The sequence below is a fragment of the Luteibacter rhizovicinus DSM 16549 genome (assembly GCF_001887595.1).
GTDB lineage: Bacteria > Pseudomonadota > Gammaproteobacteria > Xanthomonadales > Rhodanobacteraceae > Luteibacter > Luteibacter rhizovicinus.
Map to the genome: position 1 here is coordinate 2,114,644 of NZ_CP017480.1, position 17,668 is coordinate 2,132,311.

A 17,668-nucleotide genomic window follows, 5' to 3' on the forward strand; every position below is an offset into this window, starting at 1 on the left:
CTGGCTCAGGCCAGGGTCTCCATGAACACGCGGCAGAGTGCTTCCATGCCCTTGCGGTCTTCGTCGTCGAAGCGTGCGACGGACGGGCTGTCCACGTCCCACACGCCGAGCAGGCTGCCGTCGGCCTTGACCAGGGGCACCACGATTTCCGAATTGGAGGCGGCGTCGCAGGCGATGTGGCCGTCGAACTCGTGCACGTCCCGGATCAGCTGTGTCTCACGCGTTTGCGCGGCGGTGCCACACACGCCACGCCCGATGGCGATGCGAATGCAGGCCGGCTTGCCCTGGAACGGACCGACGACCAGTTCCTTGCCGTCGAACAGATAGAAGCCCGCCCAGTTGATGTCGGGCACGGCGTCGAAGACCAGGGCCGCGAAATTCGCCGCATTGGCGATCATGTCCGGTTCGCCGGCGAGCAGCCCGCGGGCCTGGGTGACCAGCTCGGCGTACAGCGTGGCTTTGTCGTCGGTGGCGATGGCCTTGGCTTCGAACATGGCGGGTTCCGGTGAATTCGGTATCTGTGACCGTGTATGGTGCCACGTCCCCGTCCCCGCAAGGCTCCAGGCCTCATGTCACGACACTTCTTCGTGGCCGGTACCGATACCGGCATCGGCAAGACGCACGGCGCACAAACCCTCGTCTACGCGTTCCGCGAGACCGGTCAACGCGTCGCAGGCATGAAGCCGGTTGCCAGTGGCTCGGCCCGGCAGCCGGATGGGCTGCGCAACCAGGATGCCCTCGACCTGCAGGCCGCCAGCTCGCCCCGGCCGCCCTACGAATGGGTCAACCCGATCGCGCTGGAGGAGGCGGTAGCGCCCCATCTGGCCGCGGCCCGGGCGGGGCAGCCCATCGCGTGGCCGCCCCTCGACGCCGGCTTCGCCGCACTCGCCCGCGACTACGACCGCGTCATCGTCGAGGGCGTCGGTGGCTGGATGGTGCCGTTGGCCGAAGGCATGTCCACCGAAGACATCCCTCGTCGGTGGGATCTCCCGGTGATCCTCGTGGTCGGTATTCGCCTGGGCTGTATCAGCCATGCGCGGCTCACGGCGCGCGCCATCCAGGCGGACGGCTGCGTGCTCGCCGGGTGGATCGCCAACATCGTCGAGTCGGACATGCCACTGCGCGAGAAGAACATCGCCACCTTGCGTGAACTGATGCCCGCGCCCTGCCTTGGCGTGCTTCCACACCGGGTGGCGCCGCGAGACGCGGCACTCCTGCTCGACCTCGACCTGCTCGGCTGACGGTACATTCACGTCCACCGGCTTAACTAAGACGCCATGACGACCTATTTCCTCTCCGTAAAAGACATGAGCAAGGCCAGAGGCCCCGATCCCGAGCTTTCCTTCGAAGGCATCGGGCCGGACAAGCTGGCCGCCGACATCGCCGATGCCATGCGCAGCGACGGCCTGTTCCAGCGCTGGCGCGCCAAACAGGCCGAACCGGATGAGGTCGATCCGAGCCTGGGCGTCACCGACGGAAGCGCCTCCGCGAAGGGCGAGCTTTCCAACGACCGCACCGACGTGCAGCTCACCACGAGCCTGCCGATGCGTATCGTCAAGCATCGGCTGAACCTGCTGATCGGCTCGAGCTGGGAGCTGCGCGACACCCGCTGACCCCGGTACCGTCCCCTGACCGATGGCGGTTGTCCTCGGTGGCCCCGCGCCACTAGAGTCGACGCTTTGCCCACCGTCAGGGATTTGTTGCCCATGCTGAAGGTCCGTAGCCTCGTGATCGCCACCTCGATCGCCCTCACCGCCGCCTGCTCCTCGTCGAACGACGCCGAGAAATCTGCCGCCCCCGCACCGGCCAGCACCGCGCCCGCGCCGGCTGCGACCACGGCAGCGTCCGCCGCCGTCCCCGCGTCGCACGTGAATCCGCTGCTGACGCCGAGCGAACTGCCGTTCCAGGCGCCGCCGTTCGACAAGATCGTGGATGCCGACTTCCAGCCGGCGATCGAAGAGGGCATGAAGCAGCAGCTGGCCGAGGTCGAGGCCATCGCGAACGCGACGGACGAGCCGAGCTTCGACAACACGATCGTTGCCCTGGAAAAATCGGGCGTCCTGCTCAAGCGCGCGGAGAACGTGTTCAGCGCGCTCACCGGCGCCAACACGAACGACACCTTGCAGAAGGTCGATGAGGACGAATCGCCGAAGCTCGCCGCGCACAGCGATGCGATCTATCTCAACGACAAGTTGTTCAAGCGCGTGGAAGCCCTCCATGACGAGCGCGATTCGCTCAAGCTCGATCCGGAATCCGCACGCCTGCTCCAGGTGACCTACGACGATTTCGTCCACGCGGGTGCCAAGCTGTCCGAGGCCGACAAGACCAAGCTGAAGGATCTCAACAAGGAAGAGTCGACCCTCAGCACCAAGTTCACCAACGTGCTGCTCGCCGCGACCAAGGCCGGTGCCCTGGTGGTCGACGACAAGAAGTCGCTGGACGGCATGTCCGACGCCGACGTCGAAGCCGCCAGTGCGGCGGCGAAGGATCGCAAGCTCGACGGCAAGTACGTCGTCACGCTGCAGAACACCACGCAGCAGCCCGCGCTGCAGGGCATGAACGACCGCGACACCCGCGAGAAGCTGTTCAAGGCCTCGTTCGATCGTGCCGAGCACGGCGACGCCAACGACACGCGCGAGATCATCACGCGGATCGCCCAGGTGCGCGCCGACCGCGCCAAGTTGCTTGGCTTCCCGAACTATGCGGCCTGGAAACTCGACGACCAGATGGCGAAGACGCCAGCCGCGGCCGAGAAATTCATGGAGCGTCTCGCCCCCGCTGCCGTCGCCCGCGCGACCGCGGAGTCGAAGGACATCCAGCAGGTGATCGACCAGGAGAAGGGCGGCTTCCAGGTCCAGGCATGGGACTGGGACCACTACGCCGAGAAGGTCCGCAAGGCCAAGTACGACCTCGACGAAGCGCAGATCAAGCCGTATTTCGAGCTGGACAACGTGTTGCAGAACGGCGTGTTCTACGCAGCCAACCAGCTGTACGGGCTGACCTTCAAGGAGCGCAAGGACATACCGGTGTACCAGCCGGACGTTCGCGTGTTCGAAGTGTTCGACAAGGACGGCACCTCCATGGCGCTGTTCTATTGCGACTACTTCAAGCGTGACAACAAGAACGGCGGCGCGTGGATGAGCAACTTCGTCGACCAGTCGAAGCTGTTCGGCCTGAAGCCGGTGGTCTACAACGTCGCCAATTTCACCAAGCCGGCCGCTGGCCAGCCAGCGCTGCTCTCGTTCGACGACGTCACCACGATGTTCCACGAATTCGGCCACGCCTTGCACGGCATGTTCGCCGCCACGCAGTATCCGTCGCTGTCCGGCGCCAACACGGCGCGCGACTTCGTGGAGTTCCCGTCGCAGTTCAATGAGCAGTGGGCCTCCGATCCGAAGGTCTTCGCCAACTACGCCAAGCACTACCAGACCGGCGCCCCCATGCCGGACGAACTGGTTGCCAAGATCAAGAAGGCGAAGAGCTTCAACCAGGGCTACGCGATGAGCGAGCTGATCTCGGCGGCGTTGCTCGATATGCAGTGGCACATGATCGCTCCGGGTGCGCCGAAGCAGGATGTCGATGCCTTCGAAGCCAATGCGCTGAAGAAAGCGGGCTTCACGCTCGCCCAGGTACCGCCGCGTTACCGCTCGAGCTATTTCCAGCACATCTGGGGTAATGGTTACGCCGCCGGATACTACGCGTACCTGTGGACGCAGATGCTCGATTCCGACGCCTTCGAGTGGTTCAAGGAGCACGGCGGCCTGACCCGCGAGAACGGGCAGATCTTCCGCGACAAGATCCTCTCGCGCGGCAACACCGAAGAGCTTGGCAAGCTCTATCGCGACTTCCGCGGCAAGGATCCGAGCATCGAGCCGATGCTGAAGGATCGCGGCCTGAAGTAAACCCCACGGGTTGGGCGATAACGAGAAAGGGCGGCCCCGGGGCCGCCCTTTCTTCGTCAGGGCGTCAGGCCGATCCGCGAGATCTGCAGCAGGCCGCCGCGCCACAGGATGCCCTGCACCTCGTAGAGGGGGTCGGCATGGTAGTCGAGTGTCATCGAGAACCCTCCGGCATCACTGCGCATCCTGAGTAAAGGCTGGCAGATATTGATCGAATGAAGTTCACCGAGGCTGGGCGATCTTTCGCTGGGCGATCTCAGGTACGTGATGCGGGCATCCGCCGCGCCGTTGGGAATGCGGATATCGCAACGCACGTGGCAATAGGCATGGCGGAAGATCAGTCGGCACTCGTTGTTCTTCCCCCGTGTACCCGTCACCACACAGCCGTCGTCGGTCGGTTCGATGATCACATCGGTGTTGGCCGCCACGACCATCGTCTCCCGAAGCTCGAGCATGCCGCCGGCTTTCACCGTGCCGGGAGGGGCGTCCTGGAACGACTCCTCCATGGCCTGCGTTGCCAGGGCGCCCACCTCGGTGCGACCTCCATGCTGGGTCGTCATGAAGGCCTGCAAGCGTGCGTTGTTCCACGCCGGCCTGGGGCCCGGTGGCTTGCCCGGTGCGGATGCACGGGCGGGGTCTGATTGAACAGCGGGTGACGCCGGTATAGCGGACATCTGCAACATCATGTCGCGGCCCTCCAGGATGGATGGGCGCCGGGTTCCGGCCGGCGCGATGTCCTGACAGGAAGCAACGAAATGGCCACGCTCCGCAATATGACTTTCGTTGTAGGTGCGGCTCGGCGCTGACCAGCGTCGCCTGCTCCGAGACGATACGGCAGAGGGGGAGTTCGTTCGCGAATTCCGGACCGCCTTAACAGCTTGCCGTCCGGACTGCCGGAATCGCCTCGCGCACGCCGGGGCGGGGCGCTTGAATTGCCAGGAGCCGGGCTTATCCCTCTCCTGCAGGGGGGCTACGCGCGACATGGAGAGTGGTTATGAAGCTGACTAAGGACCAGCAGGAAAAGGTAAACGCCGATGAGTGGTTCGGCAGTCCGTACGAGCACATCAAGGTGTACGAGCCGCTGAGCGAAACGACGGGGGATGACACCGCAGTGGAAGGACGCCCTTACACCAGACTCGCATCACCGTTCCAGACGGTCGTGGCGGCGGAGAAGCCATTCACGTTTGAGGCGACGGGTCTGAACGTCGGTAGCGGCGATCTGAAGGTCGTGTTCTTTAATGCGGGGTTGCGCGCCGTGAGCGCGTCGATCTGTGGACTGAAAGGCAAAGCCACGAAGCTCACCGTCTCTGCGTTCGACAAGGCGGGGAACCCACTGGCAACGGTGACGGAAGCCTTGAACGATGGTGTAACGAGCATCCTGTTCGAGAATCTTCCCTCCGATATTCATGAGCTTCGCTTCAGCGGTGGCGCTTTTGTCTTTCTCAACGCCCGCGCGATCAACCGCGTTTCCACGACGCCAGTCCAGACCTGGTGACGCAACCGGACTACGTAACAGGGAAACGAAAAAGCCGCGCATCCTGCGATGCGCGGCTTTCATTGGACCCGCGGTGGCCTTACTCGCCGATCGTCAGCAGCGACGCGTTGCCGCCGGCCGCGGTGGTGTTGATCGTGAGCGTGCGCTCACCGGCGAAGCGGAGCAGGTAGTGCGGGCCGCCGGCCTTCGGGCCAGTGCCCGAGAGGCCTTCGCCGCCGAACGGCTGCACGCCGACCACCGCGCCGATCTGGTTGCGGTTGACGTAGCAGTTGCCGACGCGGGCGCGGCTCTGGATGTAGTCGATGGTGTCGTCGATGCGGCTGTGGATGCCCAGCGTGAGGCCGAAGCCGGTGCCGTTGATCTGCTCGACCACCTTGTCCAGTTCCGAGCCCTTCCAGCGGATCACGTGCAGCACCGGGCCGAAGACTTCGCGGGTGAGCACGTCGAGCGACGGGATCTCGTACGCGCGCGGGCCGAAGAACGTGCCGTTGGCGGTGGCGTCGTTGAGCGGCACTTCGCCGATCTTTTTTGCTTCCTTGTCCATGCGCGCGGCGTGGTCGACGAGGATCTGCAGGGCATCGTTGTCGATCACCGGGCCGACATCGGTCGAGAGCAGGCCGGGGTCGCCGATCTTCAGCTCGGCCATGGCGCCGGCGAGCATCGCGGTGACCTTGTCGGCGATGTCTTCCTGCACGAACAGCACGCGGGCTGCCGAGCAGCGCTGGCCGGCGGACTGGAAGGCCGAGGCGATCACGTCCTTGACGATCTGCTCCGGCAGGGCCGACGAGTCGGCGATCATCGCGTTCTGGCCGCCGGTCTCGGCGATCAGCGCGGCGATCGGCGCGTTACGCGCAGCCAGTGCGCGGTTGATCGCCCAGGCGGTATCGGTCGAGCCGGTGAAGGCCACGCCGGCCACGCGCGGGTCGCGGGTGAGCGCGGCACCGACGGTGGCGCCATCGCCCGGCATGTACTGCAGGACGTCGGTCGGCACGCCGGCGGCGTGCAGCAGCTTGACCGCGGCGTAGCCGATCAGTGCGGTCTGCTCGGCCGGCTTGGCGATGACGGCGTTACCGGCAGCGAGCGCCGCGGCGACCTGGCCGAGGAAGATCGCCAGCGGGAAGTTCCACGGGCTGATGCAGACGAACACACCGCGGCCGTTGAGGAACAGCTGATTGCTCTCGCCGGTGGGGCCGGGCAGCTGTTCCGGCTGACCGAACAGGCGGCGTGCCATGGTGGCGTAGTAACGCAGGAAGTCGGCGGCTTCACGGATCTCGGCGATCGCATCCGGCAGGCTCTTGCCGGCTTCGCGCACGCACAGCGCGATGAATTCGGCGCGGTTGTGCTCGAGCTGTTCGGCGGCGTGCTCGAGGATCGCGGCGCGGCTGGCGGCCGGCAGGCGATCCCAGGCGGGCTGGGCTTTCACGGCGGCGGACAGGGCGCGATCGACCAGGGCCGGATCGGTGTTTTCGACCGTGCCGACGATGCGGCGACGATCCGACGGATCGGTCACTTCGACCTTGGTGCCGGCCGTGGCGCCACCGGCGACCAGCGGGGCGGCGGTCCACGGACCACTGTGACGGTTGACGGCGTCGGCGAGCTCGTGGAGCTCGTTGTCGTTAGCGAAGTTCATGCCCATGGAGTTCTTCCGAAGTTCACCGTACAGATTGACCGGCAGGGGGATGCGGGGATGGGGGATGGAGGCGAAGGCACGCACCGTCTCGCACGGGTCGGCGACGAGTTCGCGTACCGGCACGCTCTCGTCGACCACGCGGTTGACGAAGCTGGTGTTGGCACCGTTCTCGAGCAGGCGGCGCACCAGGTAGGGCAGGAGGTCTTCATGCGTACCGACCGGCGCGTACACGCGGCAGGGCACGTTGAGCTTGTCCTTGCCGATCACCTCGGCATACAGATCCGCACCCATGCCGTGCAGGCGCTGGTTCTCGTAAGGACGACCCTGCGCCAGATGGTTGATCGCGGCGATCGTGTGCGCGTTGTGCGTGGCGAACTGCGGATAGACCGCATCGCCACCGGCGGCGAAGAGCCGGCGTGCGCAGGCGAGATAGGAAACGTCGGTGTTCGGCTTGCGCGTATACACCGGGTAACCGGTAAGGCCGTTTTCCTGCGAACGCTTGATCTCGGCGTCCCAGTACGCGCCCTTGACCAGGCGCACGAACCAGCGGCGGCCGGTGGCGCGGGCCTTCTCGGTCACCCAGTCGATGACGAAGGGTGCGCGCTTCTGATACGCCTGGATCACGATACCGAGGCCGTTCCAGCCTTCCAGCGACGGGTGCTCGAAGACGTCGCCGATGATGTCGAGCGACAGCTCGAGGCGATCGGTCTCTTCGGCGTCGACCGACAGCGCGATGCCGTTCTTGAAGGCCAGTTGCGAGAGCTCGAGCAGCTTGGCGCCGAGTTCGATGCGCGCCCGGGCACGGTTGGCCACTTCATAGCGCGGATGCAGCGCCGAGAGCTTCACCGAGATCGACGGCGCTTCGAGGTTGCTCTTGAACGGGCCGCGGGCACCGAGCGCGTTGATCGCGTCGCGGTAATCCTGCTGGTAGCGCTCGGCCGTTTCCTGGGTGAGCGCCGACTCGCCGAGCATGTCGTACGAGTAGCGGTAGACCGCATGTTCCTTCTCGGCGGAGCGGTCCAGCGCTTCCTTGATGGTCCGACCCATGACGAACTGGTGGCCCATGATGCGCATGGCCTGGCGCACGGCAAGGCGCACGACCGGCTCGCCCGCGCGGCCGACCAGGCGGCGCAGGGCGGAGCTGAAGTCGTGACGGGTCTCTTCGGCGAGGTTCACCAGGTGGCCGGTGAGCATCAGGCCCCAGGTGGACGCGTTGACGAAGAGCGACTCGCTCTGGCCAAGGTGCTTCTTCCAGTCGGCCTCACCCAGCTTGTCGCGGATGAGCTTGTCCGCGGTGGCCTTGTCGGGGATGCGCAGCAGCGCCTCGGCCACGCACATCAGCAGGACGCCTTCCTCGGAAGACAGGTCGTACTGGCGCATGAAGGACTCGACGGCGCTCTGGTCCTTGGCCCGCGCGCGGACGCGCGTGACCAGGCCGGCGGCGACGTCGATGACGTGTTCGCGCTCGGTCGGCGGCAAGGTGGCCTGGGCCAGCAGGTCGTTGACGGCCTCGGTTTCGTCGCGCAGCCAGGCGGCCGTGATACGCGCGCGTGCCGGCTCGGCGCCGGTCGGGAGTTCGGGACGGAGGATCGATGGGTTCACGAGGGGAGTGGGCGACATGGGGAGACCGCCCATTGTAGGGGAGCTCGGGCCCCGGTGTGTGTTGCACAGCGGTAGGGCACCCCACGGCACACCGCCTGCGACAACACGTCCCTTCCCAACCTTGCCGCTTCTTGACCAGCGCCCTATCATCCCTCGGGTTCCAGGCACGCTGGACTTTCCATGAACGTGCTTCGACCGACCGTCGCGGGTCAGCCGCGCGTGTTGTGGCTCAGGCCCAACCGTGCGCTGGACAAGCTTGGTCTGCGTCGACTGATCATGGGTCTGGCGGCGATAGCCCTGGCGACGGCGTCGTTCGGCGCGTGGCAGGGGAATGTCTTCGCTCCCGTGTTCGCCCTGATCGAAACCTTCGTCGTGGGGTTCGCGCTTGGCGCGGCCTGGAAGGCCGGCGACAGGGGTGAACGTATCGCCATCGGGCCGGATACGCTGGAGGTGAGGGTGGTGCCCGGTCGTCGGGTACGGCGCTTCCAGACGTATTGGGTCAGGGTGGGTCTGGCTCCGGGGGACGGACGCCAGCGTCTGTTGCTCAAGTCACACGGCAACGAGCTAGAAATCGGCGCCTTTCTCGGGGAAGAGGAACGGGTCGAGGTGTCAAGGAAACTCATGGTGCTGCTGGCCGAGGTCTCGACCCAGACGCGCAGGTAGGTTCATTAAAGGTGCAAGACATGACATCTGGCGGCATCGGACGATCGGTTTCAGCGTGGGCGGCAGGCGCGATGGCGCTGTTCGGTGGGGAGGCGTGGGCCAACCCCGTTGCCAACCAGCTGAACATGACCAAGGGTGTGAGCGAGTGGTCGCCCTATGCGATGCACATGGTTGCCCTGTGGGTCTGCGTGGTCATCGGCGTCCTCGTCTTCGGCGCCATGTTCATCGCGATGTTCCGCTTCCGGAAGTCGCGCGGCGCCGTCGCCGAGAAGTGGGCGCACAGCACCACGCTGGAAATCGTCTGGACGGTCGTCCCGGTCATCATCCTGATCTTCCTGGCGAACCTCGCCACGGGTGGCCTGACCTCGTTCGCCGACACCACCGGCGCCGACATGACCATCAAGATCACCGGCTACCAGTGGAAGTGGCGCTACGACTACGTCGACTACAAGGGTAAGGGGGTCGACAAGGTCGGCTTCGTATCCAAGCTCGAAGAGTCCTCGGACCGCACCCGCCAGCTGAAGTCCAACCTCGATCCGGACAAGATCCAGGTCGACGGCTACAACACCTATCTGCTCGACGTCGACAAGCCCCTCGTGGTGCCGGTCGGGGTCAAGATTCGCTTCATCATCGTCGGCGGCGACGTCATCCACTCCTGGTGGGTGCCGGCGCTGGGCTGGAAGATGGATGCGATCCCGGGCATCGCCAACGCGGCCTGGACCAAGATCAAGGAGCCCGGTGTCTACCGCGGCCAGTGCGCCGAGCTGTGCGGCCAGGACCACGGCTTCATGCCGATCGTCGTGAAGGCCGTGCCTAAGGCCGAATTCGAACAATGGCTGGCGACCCAGGAAAACGAGGCCACGCTCCAGAAGGCCGCGCAGACCGCCCAGAACGCTCCCGCCCCGGCCCCCCAGGGTTAACCGAAAAGTCAAGCAGGTAGAGGCAGGCATTATGGCGCACGCAGCCACCCACGATCACCACGATCACCACGGGGCCCCGAAAGGGTTCTTCCAGCGATGGGTGATGTCCACGAATCACAAGGACATCGGCACGCTGTACCTGATCTTCTCGCTGACGATGTTCTTCATCGGCGGCGCCTTCGCGATGGTCATCCGCGCGGAGTTGTTCAAGCCGGGCATGCAGCTGGTGCAGCCGTATTTCTTCAATGAAATGACGACGATGCACGCGCTGGTGATGATCTTCGGCGCGATCATGCCGGCCTTCGTCGGCCTGGCGAACTGGATGGTTCCGCTCATGGTCGGCGCGCCGGACATGGCCCTGCCGCGCATGAACAACCTGTCGTTCTGGATCCTTCCGTTCGCCTTCTTCATGCTGCTGTCCACCCTGTTCATGCCGGGCGGCGGTCCCGCCGGCGGCTGGACGATGTACCCGCCGCTGTCGCTGCAGGGCGAGTCGGTCGCTTACGTGATCTTCGCGATCCACCTGATGGGCATCAGCTCGATCATGGGCGCGATCAACATCATCGCAACCATCCTCAACATGCGCGCACCGGGCATGGACCTGCTGAAGATGCCGGTCTTCGTCTGGAGCTGGCTGATCACGGCGTTCCTGCTGATCGCGGTGATGCCGGTGCTGGCCGGCGCGGTCACCATGCTGCTGACCGACAAGTACTTCCACACCAACTTCTTCAATGCCGCCGGCGGCGGTGACCCGGTCCTGTTCCAGCACATCTTCTGGTTCTTCGGGCATCCCGAGGTCTACATCATGATCCTGCCGGCGTTCGGGATCATCTCGGAAATCATCCCGACCTTCGCCCGCAAGCCGATCTTCGGCTACCGCGCGATGGTGTTCGCGATCGCTTCCATCGCCTTCCTCTCCTTCATCGTCTGGGCCCACCACATGTTCGCCGTGGGCCTGCCGATGGGTGCGGAGATCTTCTTCATGTACGCGACGATGTTGATCGCGGTGCCCACGGGCGTGAAGGTCTTCAACTGGGTGTCGACGATGTGGGGCGGCTCGATGACCTTCGAGACCCCGATGCTGTTCTCGATCGCCTTCGTGATCCTGTTCACCATCGGTGGATTCTCGGGCCTCATGCTCGCCTTGGCCCCGGCCGACTTCCAGTATCACGACACGTACTTCGTCGTCGCGCACTTCCACTATGTGCTGGTGACCGGTGCCGCGTTCTCGATCATGGCCGCCGCGTATTACTGGATCCCGAAGTGGTCGGGCCACATGTACAGCGAGACCTGGGGCAAGATCCATTTCTGGTCCAGCGTGATCTCGGTGAACGTGCTGTTCTTCCCGCAGCACTTCCTGGGATTGGCGGGCATGCCCCGACGCATCCCGGATTACAACGTCGCCTTCGCCAACTTCAACATGGTCAGCTCCATCGGCGGCTTCTGGTTCGGCGCCTCCCAGCTGATCTTCCTCGGCGTGATCATCCACTGCGTGTTCTTCTCGAAGAAGAAGGCGGCGGATCGCTCGTGGGAAGGGGCCAAGGGCCTGGAGTGGACCGTGCCGTCGCCGGCACCGTTCCATACCTTCGACGTGCCGCCCGTGATCCACGACGACGAACTCGCGCACGGCAACACGGACCACTGATCGATGCAGGACAAGACGGACATCGAGATGGCGGCGCGCCTCAAGCGCGCCCGCGTTACCGCTCTCATCGCGGGCGGGTTCGCCGTGTCGGTGTTCCTTCTCTCGATCGTGCAGATGCTGAACGTCTGATCGGCTAAACCAGCGACATCCACGGGAAACCACCATGGGTCACCAGCAACACGACGTCTATTACGTACCGAGCAAGAGCTACTGGCCCATCGTGGCGGCGATCTCCATGTTCGTCACCGTGTACGGTGCCGCGCACTGGCTGAATTCGCAGCCCGGCGACAGCAGCGCCTTTGGCAAGCCGCTCTTCTGGATCGGCTTCGTCATGATCCTGGGCATGTTCTTCGGCTGGTTCCGTTCGGTGATCCGCGAGTCGATGGCCGGCAATTACAACGGCCAGGTCGATCGCTCGTTCCGCATGGGCATGATGTGGTTCATCTTCTCCGAAGTGATGTTCTTCGGTGCGTTCTTCGGTGCGCTGTTCTACGCGCGCATCTTCTCGGTGCCCTGGCTGGGCGGCGAAGGCCACGGCGTGCTCACCCACCAGTTCGTCTGGCAGGGTTACGAGGCATCGTGGGGCGCGAACGGTGGCGGCGGTCCGCAGAAGATCGGCGGCTCGTTCCAGACCATCGCGGCCTGGGGTCTGCCCCTGCTCAACACGCTGATCCTGCTCTCGTCCGGTGTGACCATCACCATCGCGCACCACGCGCTGAAGGCCGGTCACCGCAAGGCGCTGCTGATCGGTCTCGGTGCCACCGTCCTGCTCGGTTGCCTGTTCCTCTGGTTCCAGGCGCACGAGTACGCCGAGGCGTACGAGCACTTCAACCTCACGCTGGGCAGCGGCGTCTACGGCGCCACGTTCTTCATGCTCACCGGCTTCCACGGCATGCACGTGACGCTGGGCACGATCATGCTGGCGATCATCTGGATCCGTTGCGCCAAGGGCCACTTCACCAAGGACGATCACTTCGGTTTCGAAGCCGTCGCCTGGTACTGGCATTTCGTCGACGTGGTGTGGCTGGCGCTGTTCCTGTTTGTTTACGTGCTTTGATCTGATGTAAGCGCGCTGACATGTGAATCGAAGAACCCGCCGTGAGGCGGGTTTTTTGTGGCGCGAGTTCCGCCCTCATGGCAAGTTGAGCTCCGCCCACTGATCTCACGCCGTAGGAGTGCGGATCCTTCCAGAAGCGCCATTCGCGCGAGCGGAGGAAGGATCATGAAAGACAATATCTCGAGGGGTACGCCGTTGACGTATATGCGTCATTGGCGTACCTTCACCACGTGATCTTCGTCGAGACGCCTGCGTTCACCAGGCGGATCACCGAACTCCTCGAAGACGACGATTACGCCCGGCTCCAGTGGTACCTCCTCGAGCACCCCGAAGTGGGTGATGTGATGGAAGGCACGGGCGGGCTCAGAAAAGTTCGCGTTGCCATGGCCGGTCGCGGCAAGAGCGCCGGGGCGCGGGTGATTTACTACCACTTCGTTCCCCGCTCTCACATCGCGATGTTGCTGATATTCGCAAAGAGCGAGCGAGAAGACCTGACGGCGGAGCATCGCAAGACGCTCCGAAAGATCATCGAGACCTGGAAAAGTCACTATGAGCAAGTTTTTTGAAGACCTGATGGAAAGCGTCCAGGAGATGGACGAGATTCTTCGCGGTGAGAGGCAAGCATCGCGCGTGTTCTGGGTCGATCCAGCGGCGATCAAGGAACTCAGGGAGACAACGGGCCTTTCACAATCGAAGTTCGCTCTCCTTCTCGATGTGGATGTGGGCACGTTGCGCAATTGGGAACAGGGCAGGCGAGCGCCAACCGGTCCGGCCCGGGCTCTTCTCCGAGCTATCCGTAAAGACCCCAAGCACGTGCTTGCCGCACTGGCCTGACTTATCCGCGAACGAGCGAGGCTATTCGCCCATCGAGCGTGAATCCGGTTCTGCGGCTCGGAAAGATGCCGAACAGGCCTTCCATCCCCGTTACCACGACCGTCACGCCCGACCAGCCGATGGGAATCAACGCGAGAAACAGCGCGGTGGGTAGCGGTCGACGTGTTCCTGAAGTCATCCCGGCTTTCCCCCTGTGACTACCCCACGGCACCAAATGCCGCAGCGCGCCTTGGCCCCCCGGCCATGCGCGTTAGAATTGGCCGACCCCATGGGGATGCAGCCAGCCCATGAAGATGCCCAGCGCGACCATGGCGATGAGCAGCAACGACAGGCCGATGCGACGGGTAAGCGCCCATACCGTGCGTTTGCTCTGGCCTTTGTCGGTCATCATGAAGAACAGGGCCTGGCCGAGGTTGAAGAGCACAACCAACAGCAGAATCACCAGCGCGTACTTATAGATGGTTTCCACGTGACCCTTCCGCCCGATATCGACAATCCGAGTATAGCGGTGGCCGTGGGGCGTCTGGCATGAGCTTCTTGCGTCGTCCGACGTGGTTCGCTGTCGCACTCACCGTGGTGGGTGTGCTTGCCTTCGTGCGCCTGGGTGTCTGGCAGCTGGACCGCGCCGACGAGAAGGACGAACTGCTGCGGCGCTACGCCGCATCCGCTGCGGCAGCGGTGGAAGACTTCGGCATGATCGCGGATGCGCCGCCGGTGGATCGTTATCCCCGCGTGGCCCTGCATGGCCAGTTCGTGCCCGGCCACACCTATATCTTCGACGACCAGACCCATGCGGGGCAGGTCGGTATCCACGTCTATGTGCCATTCTCGCCGCACGGGCAGACGCCCTACGTGCTGGTGGATCTCGGCTTCCTGGCCAAGGAATCCGGCGCCAATCCGCGCCTGCCGCCCCTGCCTAACGGCGAAACGACGATCCGGGGGCTGTACGTGCCGTCTCCGGGTGTCGGTGTCCGCCTGGGCGGTGACCGGCTGCCGGAGCAGCACGGCGCCGAGAAGTCGATGGTCTATGTCGACCTCAAGGAGATCGGCGCCGACGTCGGCCGCGCGCTGTATCCTCGCGTGCTGCTGCTCGACGCCGATCCGGCCAGTATCTACGCGCGCGACTGGACGCCCGGCTTCATGCCGCCGGCGCGGCACCGCGCCTACGCCTTCCAATGGTTCACCTTCGCGCTCGCTGCGGTGGTGATCTTCGTCCTCCTGCATCGCCAGCGACGCCCGAAGCGGCCCGAGAATCCATGACCGATCCGAACGTCTCCACCAAGAACCTGCGCAGCAGTCGCCTCAAGCTGATCCTGATCATGCTGGTGTTCCTTGCGCCGATCATCGCGGCAGGCTTGCTCACGCTCAGTGGCTGGCAGCCGGAAGGCAAGGGCAATGGCCGGCCGATCGTGCCCCAGCGGAGCGTCACCGACGTGCGTGTGGACGTCGACGGCAAGCCCTGGGTGTGGCGCGACAGCGAGCCGCGACTGACCTTGATCGCCCTGCCGGGGCCGGGTTGCGCCGACCACTGCCTGCAGACGCTGGCGCTGATGCGTAATGCGCGCATCGTGCTCAATGCCAACGCGGACCGTCTGCGCCTGCTCTATCTCGGCACGCCGCCGACCGCTCCCGGCGCCGATGGCGTGATGCCCAGCTGGAAACTCGGAAGTGATGCCGCCGATGCCTTCGGTGAGTTTCGTCCGACCGAGCCGGACACGGTCTCCGCCGTGCTCATCGAGTCCAACGGCACGGCGCTTTCCTATTATCCCGCCGGTTTCGATCCGAGCGGCCTGCGCAAGGATATGCAGAAGGTGATTCGCTGATGACACCAGGTACCGTGAAAATCCTGCGTACCCTCGCACTGCTTGCTGCGCTGTTCGCCTTCTGCATCGTGATGTTCGGCGCCTTCGTGCGCCTGTCGAATGCCGGCCTGTCGTGCCCGGACTGGCCGACCTGCTACGGCAAGGCCACGTGGCCCGGCCATGCGCAGGACATTGCACAGGCCAACCAGGCCTTCCCCGATCGCCCCTACGAAACGCACAAGGCCTGGCGCGAACAGGTCCATCGCTTCCTCGCCGGTGGTCTTGGCTTCATGGTGCTGGCGATCGCACTGGTCTCCGCATGGCGCCGACGCGTCGCGGTGATCGCCGTCTTGCTCGCTGCCGCGTTCGCGGTGGTCGGCGTGGTGATGTACATCCGTGGCGAGCACGTCGTCTCCTCGTTCCTCTCCGCCCTGGCGATCGCGCTGCCCTTGATCGCTGCGGTGACACTGGACCGACCGGGCGCCTGGAAAATCGGCGTCGTCGCGCTGGCTGTCATCATCTTCCAGGCGATGCTTGGCATGTGGACGGTCACGCTGCTGCTGAAGCCGATCGTCGTGATGGGACACCTGCTGGGTGGCCTCGCGACCTTCGGCCTGATTGCCTGGGCTGCCCTGCGCTGGTGGCGCGTCGGTACGCCGGACGATCGCTTCGCAGCTCTGCGCGGACCGGTCGCTGTCGGTATTGTCGTGCTCGTCTGCCAGATCGCCCTGGGTGGCTGGACCAGCTCGAACTATGCGGCGCTCGCCTGCGGCACGGATTTTCCGAAGTGCCTTGGCCAGTGGTGGCCGCAGACGGATTTCCCGCAGGCTTTCGTGCTCTGGCGCGGCATCGGTGTGAATTATGAAGGCGGTGTGCTCGACATGGCCGCGCGCAGTTCGATCCAGCTGGCACATCGCATCGGCGCCCTGGTGACGTTCTGCTACCTCGCCTGGCTGTCGCACAAGTTGGCGCGCGCGGGTTTGCGTCGGGCGGGCATCGCTATCGGTGTGGTCCTGGTCGCTCAGGTCCTTCTCGGTATCGGCAACGTCCATCTCGGCCTGCCACTACCTGTAGCCACGGCGCACAATGGCGTGGCCGCGCTGCTCCTCTTCACCCTGCTCGTGGCCCTGGCCAGCACGCAGCGCCTGCCCGCGACCACGGAGTCACTGTGAGCATTCTCGGCCAATATTACGAACTGACCAAGCCGCGCGTCGTTGCGCTGCTGGTCTTCTGCGCCGTCATCGGCATGTTCCTCGCCGTGGATGCCTCCGGACAGCGCGTGCTGCCGACATGGCACGCAGCGGTCTTCGGCACGCTCGGTATCTGGCTTGCCTCCGCCTCCGCCGCTGCGTTCAATCACCTGATCGACCAGCGCATCGACAAGATCATGGCGCGCACGTCGCACCGTCCGCTCGCGACCGGTCAGCTCACGTCGATGCAGGTATTCGTCTTCGCGATGACGCTGGGCATCGTGTCGATGCTGGTGCTGGTGTTCCTGGTGAACATGCTCACCGCGGTGCTGACGTTCTTCTCGCTGATAGGCTACGCGGTGATCTATACGGCGTATCTCAAGCGCGCGACACCCCAGAACATCGTGATCGGCGGTCTTGCCGGTGCCGCGCCGCCGATGCTCGGGTGGACGGCGGTGACCGGTTCGCTGCATCCCTATGCGCTGCAGTTGCTGCTGATCATCTTCGTCTGGACGCCGCCGCACTTCTGGGCGCTGGCGATCTTTCGCGTCGACGACTATTCGCGCGCGCAGGTGCCGATGCTGCCGGTGACCCACGGCGTGGTCTACACGCGCTGGCACATCCTGTTCTATACGATCCTGCTCTGCGTGGTGACCCTGCTGCCGTTCTTCACCGGCATGAGCGGGCTCATCTACCTGTTCGGCGCGGTGATTCTCGGCGCGGGCTTCCTCTGGTATGCCATCCGCATGCTCAATCCGCCGGATGAGCTGTTCGCGATGAAGATGTTCAACTACTCCATCGTTTACCTGATGGTGTTGTTCGCCTTCCTGCTCGCCGATCACTGGCTGATCGATCCGATGGTCCAGCCAGCGTTTAGGTTGGATCCCGTCGTCTAGGGAATCGCCGATGAATCGGCTCCCACAAGAGCCGG

19 protein-coding genes are annotated in these 17,668 nt (G+C 64.5%); 15 read left to right on the top strand and 4 right to left on the bottom strand.

Annotated elements, in window-relative coordinates:
- Positions 1 to 5 precede the first annotated feature (5 nt).
- Positions 6 to 494: a GAF domain-containing protein gene (locus BJI69_RS09460; protein ID WP_046967922.1), complete on the bottom strand. Its 489-nt coding sequence runs from the start codon at positions 492 to 494 to the stop codon at positions 6 to 8.
- Between the two features lie 75 nt (positions 495 to 569).
- Here BJI69_RS09460 and bioD point away from each other — a divergent pair, with 75 nt between their 5' ends.
- The 3 genes from bioD to dcp all read left to right on the top strand — a co-directional run bounded on the left by bioD (position 570) and on the right by dcp (position 3,902).
- Positions 570 to 1,241, top strand: a complete 672-nt coding sequence (gene bioD / locus BJI69_RS09465) for a dethiobiotin synthase (protein WP_046967923.1) — start codon at positions 570 to 572, stop codon at positions 1,239 to 1,241.
- 66 nt (positions 1,242 to 1,307) lie between these two features.
- A complete protein-coding gene (locus tag BJI69_RS09470) occupies positions 1,308 to 1,613 on the top strand; it encodes a hypothetical protein (protein ID WP_244890716.1) in 306 nt (101 codons plus the stop codon).
- A gap of 93 nt (positions 1,614 to 1,706) precedes the next feature.
- Positions 1,707 to 3,902 carry a peptidyl-dipeptidase Dcp gene (gene dcp, locus BJI69_RS09475; protein ID WP_046967925.1) on the top strand — a complete coding sequence of 732 codons (2,196 nt, stop codon included), beginning with the start codon at positions 1,707 to 1,709 and terminating at the stop codon, positions 3,900 to 3,902.
- A 56-nt stretch (positions 3,903 to 3,958) separates the two neighbouring features.
- Here dcp and BJI69_RS09480 read toward each other — a convergent pair whose 3' ends face one another.
- Positions 3,959 to 4,471, bottom strand: a complete 513-nt coding sequence (locus tag BJI69_RS09480) for a hypothetical protein (protein ID WP_046967926.1) — start codon at positions 4,469 to 4,471, stop codon at positions 3,959 to 3,961.
- 422 nt (positions 4,472 to 4,893) lie between these two features.
- On the opposite strand from BJI69_RS09480, the gene BJI69_RS09485 reads away from it, so the two are divergent.
- A complete protein-coding gene (locus BJI69_RS09485; RefSeq protein WP_046967927.1) occupies positions 4,894 to 5,394 on the top strand; it encodes a hypothetical protein in 501 nt (166 codons plus the stop codon).
- Between the two features lie 79 nt (positions 5,395 to 5,473).
- On the opposite strand, the gene putA is transcribed toward BJI69_RS09485, so the two are convergent.
- Complete coding sequence (putA, locus tag BJI69_RS09490; protein ID WP_046967997.1) at positions 5,474 to 8,644, bottom strand: bifunctional proline dehydrogenase/L-glutamate gamma-semialdehyde dehydrogenase PutA; 3,171 nt, start codon at positions 8,642 to 8,644, stop codon at positions 5,474 to 5,476.
- A 162-nt stretch (positions 8,645 to 8,806) separates the two neighbouring features.
- Here putA and BJI69_RS09495 point away from each other — a divergent pair, with 162 nt between their 5' ends.
- The 7 genes from BJI69_RS09495 to nadS all read left to right on the top strand — a co-directional run bounded on the left by BJI69_RS09495 (position 8,807) and on the right by nadS (position 13,745).
- The gene (locus BJI69_RS09495) at positions 8,807 to 9,289 is read left to right on the top strand and encodes a DUF2244 domain-containing protein (protein WP_181016751.1); all 483 of its coding nucleotides are present in this window, start codon (positions 8,807 to 8,809) and stop codon (positions 9,287 to 9,289) included.
- A gap of 20 nt (positions 9,290 to 9,309) precedes the next feature.
- On the top strand, positions 9,310 to 10,209 hold the full coding sequence (gene coxB, locus BJI69_RS09500; protein ID WP_046967928.1) for a cytochrome c oxidase subunit II: 900 nt from the start codon (positions 9,310 to 9,312) through the stop codon (positions 10,207 to 10,209).
- Between the two features lie 31 nt (positions 10,210 to 10,240).
- Positions 10,241 to 11,854: a cytochrome c oxidase subunit I gene (ctaD, locus tag BJI69_RS09505; protein ID WP_046967929.1), complete on the top strand. Its 1,614-nt coding sequence runs from the start codon at positions 10,241 to 10,243 to the stop codon at positions 11,852 to 11,854.
- Positions 11,855 to 11,857: 3 nt separating this feature from the next.
- Entirely contained in the window at positions 11,858 to 11,983 is a 126-nt protein-coding gene (locus tag BJI69_RS23025; protein ID WP_280136194.1) for a hypothetical protein, read from the top strand.
- A gap of 34 nt (positions 11,984 to 12,017) precedes the next feature.
- Positions 12,018 to 12,911, top strand: coding sequence for a cytochrome c oxidase subunit 3 (locus BJI69_RS09510; RefSeq protein WP_046967930.1), 894 nt, complete (start codon positions 12,018 to 12,020; stop codon positions 12,909 to 12,911).
- A gap of 230 nt (positions 12,912 to 13,141) precedes the next feature.
- Complete coding sequence (locus tag BJI69_RS09515) at positions 13,142 to 13,477, top strand: type II toxin-antitoxin system RelE/ParE family toxin (protein WP_046967999.1); 336 nt, start codon at positions 13,142 to 13,144, stop codon at positions 13,475 to 13,477.
- Positions 13,461 to 13,745, top strand: a complete 285-nt coding sequence (gene nadS / locus BJI69_RS09520; protein ID WP_046967931.1) for a NadS family protein — start codon at positions 13,461 to 13,463, stop codon at positions 13,743 to 13,745. The genes BJI69_RS09515 and nadS overlap by 17 nt, the downstream gene beginning before the upstream one ends.
- Before the next feature lie 250 nt (positions 13,746 to 13,995).
- Here nadS and BJI69_RS09525 read toward each other — a convergent pair whose 3' ends face one another.
- Positions 13,996 to 14,214 (bottom strand): twin transmembrane helix small protein, encoded by a 219-nt coding sequence (locus BJI69_RS09525; RefSeq protein ID WP_036139356.1) that lies wholly within the window; start codon positions 14,212 to 14,214, stop codon positions 13,996 to 13,998.
- Positions 14,215 to 14,273: 59 nt separating this feature from the next.
- Here BJI69_RS09525 and BJI69_RS09530 point away from each other — a divergent pair, with 59 nt between their 5' ends.
- Genes BJI69_RS09530 through cyoE form a run of 4 tightly spaced genes read left to right on the top strand, consistent with a single transcriptional unit; the run spans position 14,274 to position 17,633 of the window.
- A complete protein-coding gene (locus BJI69_RS09530) occupies positions 14,274 to 15,005 on the top strand; it encodes an SURF1 family protein (protein WP_046967932.1) in 732 nt (243 codons plus the stop codon).
- Positions 15,002 to 15,568: a hypothetical protein gene (locus BJI69_RS09535; protein ID WP_046967933.1), complete on the top strand. Its 567-nt coding sequence runs from the start codon at positions 15,002 to 15,004 to the stop codon at positions 15,566 to 15,568. Before BJI69_RS09530 ends, BJI69_RS09535 begins: the two co-directional genes overlap by 4 nt.
- Positions 15,568 to 16,719, top strand: coding sequence for a COX15/CtaA family protein (locus tag BJI69_RS09540; protein WP_046967934.1), 1,152 nt, complete (start codon positions 15,568 to 15,570; stop codon positions 16,717 to 16,719). The genes BJI69_RS09535 and BJI69_RS09540 overlap by 1 nt, the downstream gene beginning before the upstream one ends.
- Positions 16,716 to 17,633 (top strand): heme o synthase, encoded by a 918-nt coding sequence (gene cyoE, locus BJI69_RS09545; RefSeq protein ID WP_046967935.1) that lies wholly within the window; start codon positions 16,716 to 16,718, stop codon positions 17,631 to 17,633. The genes BJI69_RS09540 and cyoE overlap by 4 nt, the downstream gene beginning before the upstream one ends.
- The last annotated feature ends 35 nt before the right edge of the window (positions 17,634 to 17,668 follow it).

What these genes read in the sequence shown, in the direction of transcription:
- BJI69_RS09460 (WP_046967922.1), bottom strand. Translation starts at nt 494, where the DNA reads ATGTTCGAAGCCAAGGCCATCGCCACCGACGACAAAGCCACGCTGTAC.
- bioD (WP_046967923.1), top strand. Translation starts at nt 570, where the DNA reads ATGTCACGACACTTCTTCGTGGCCGGTACCGATACCGGCATCGGCAAG.
- BJI69_RS09470 (WP_244890716.1), top strand. Translation starts at nt 1,308, where the DNA reads ATGAGCAAGGCCAGAGGCCCCGATCCCGAGCTTTCCTTCGAAGGCATC.
- dcp (WP_046967925.1), top strand. Translation starts at nt 1,707, where the DNA reads ATGCTGAAGGTCCGTAGCCTCGTGATCGCCACCTCGATCGCCCTCACC.
- BJI69_RS09485 (WP_046967927.1), top strand. Translation starts at nt 4,894, where the DNA reads ATGAAGCTGACTAAGGACCAGCAGGAAAAGGTAAACGCCGATGAGTGG.
- putA (WP_046967997.1), bottom strand. Translation starts at nt 8,644, where the DNA reads ATGTCGCCCACTCCCCTCGTGAACCCATCGATCCTCCGTCCCGAACTC.
- BJI69_RS09495 (WP_181016751.1), top strand. Translation starts at nt 8,807, where the DNA reads ATGAACGTGCTTCGACCGACCGTCGCGGGTCAGCCGCGCGTGTTGTGG.
- coxB (WP_046967928.1), top strand. Translation starts at nt 9,310, where the DNA reads ATGACATCTGGCGGCATCGGACGATCGGTTTCAGCGTGGGCGGCAGGC.
- ctaD (WP_046967929.1), top strand. Translation starts at nt 10,241, where the DNA reads ATGGCGCACGCAGCCACCCACGATCACCACGATCACCACGGGGCCCCG.
- BJI69_RS23025 (WP_280136194.1), top strand. Translation starts at nt 11,858, where the DNA reads ATGCAGGACAAGACGGACATCGAGATGGCGGCGCGCCTCAAGCGCGCC.
- BJI69_RS09510 (WP_046967930.1), top strand. Translation starts at nt 12,018, where the DNA reads ATGGGTCACCAGCAACACGACGTCTATTACGTACCGAGCAAGAGCTAC.
- nadS (WP_046967931.1), top strand. Translation starts at nt 13,461, where the DNA reads ATGAGCAAGTTTTTTGAAGACCTGATGGAAAGCGTCCAGGAGATGGAC.
- BJI69_RS09530 (WP_046967932.1), top strand. Translation starts at nt 14,274, where the DNA reads ATGAGCTTCTTGCGTCGTCCGACGTGGTTCGCTGTCGCACTCACCGTG.
- BJI69_RS09535 (WP_046967933.1), top strand. Translation starts at nt 15,002, where the DNA reads ATGACCGATCCGAACGTCTCCACCAAGAACCTGCGCAGCAGTCGCCTC.
- BJI69_RS09540 (WP_046967934.1), top strand. Translation starts at nt 15,568, where the DNA reads ATGACACCAGGTACCGTGAAAATCCTGCGTACCCTCGCACTGCTTGCT.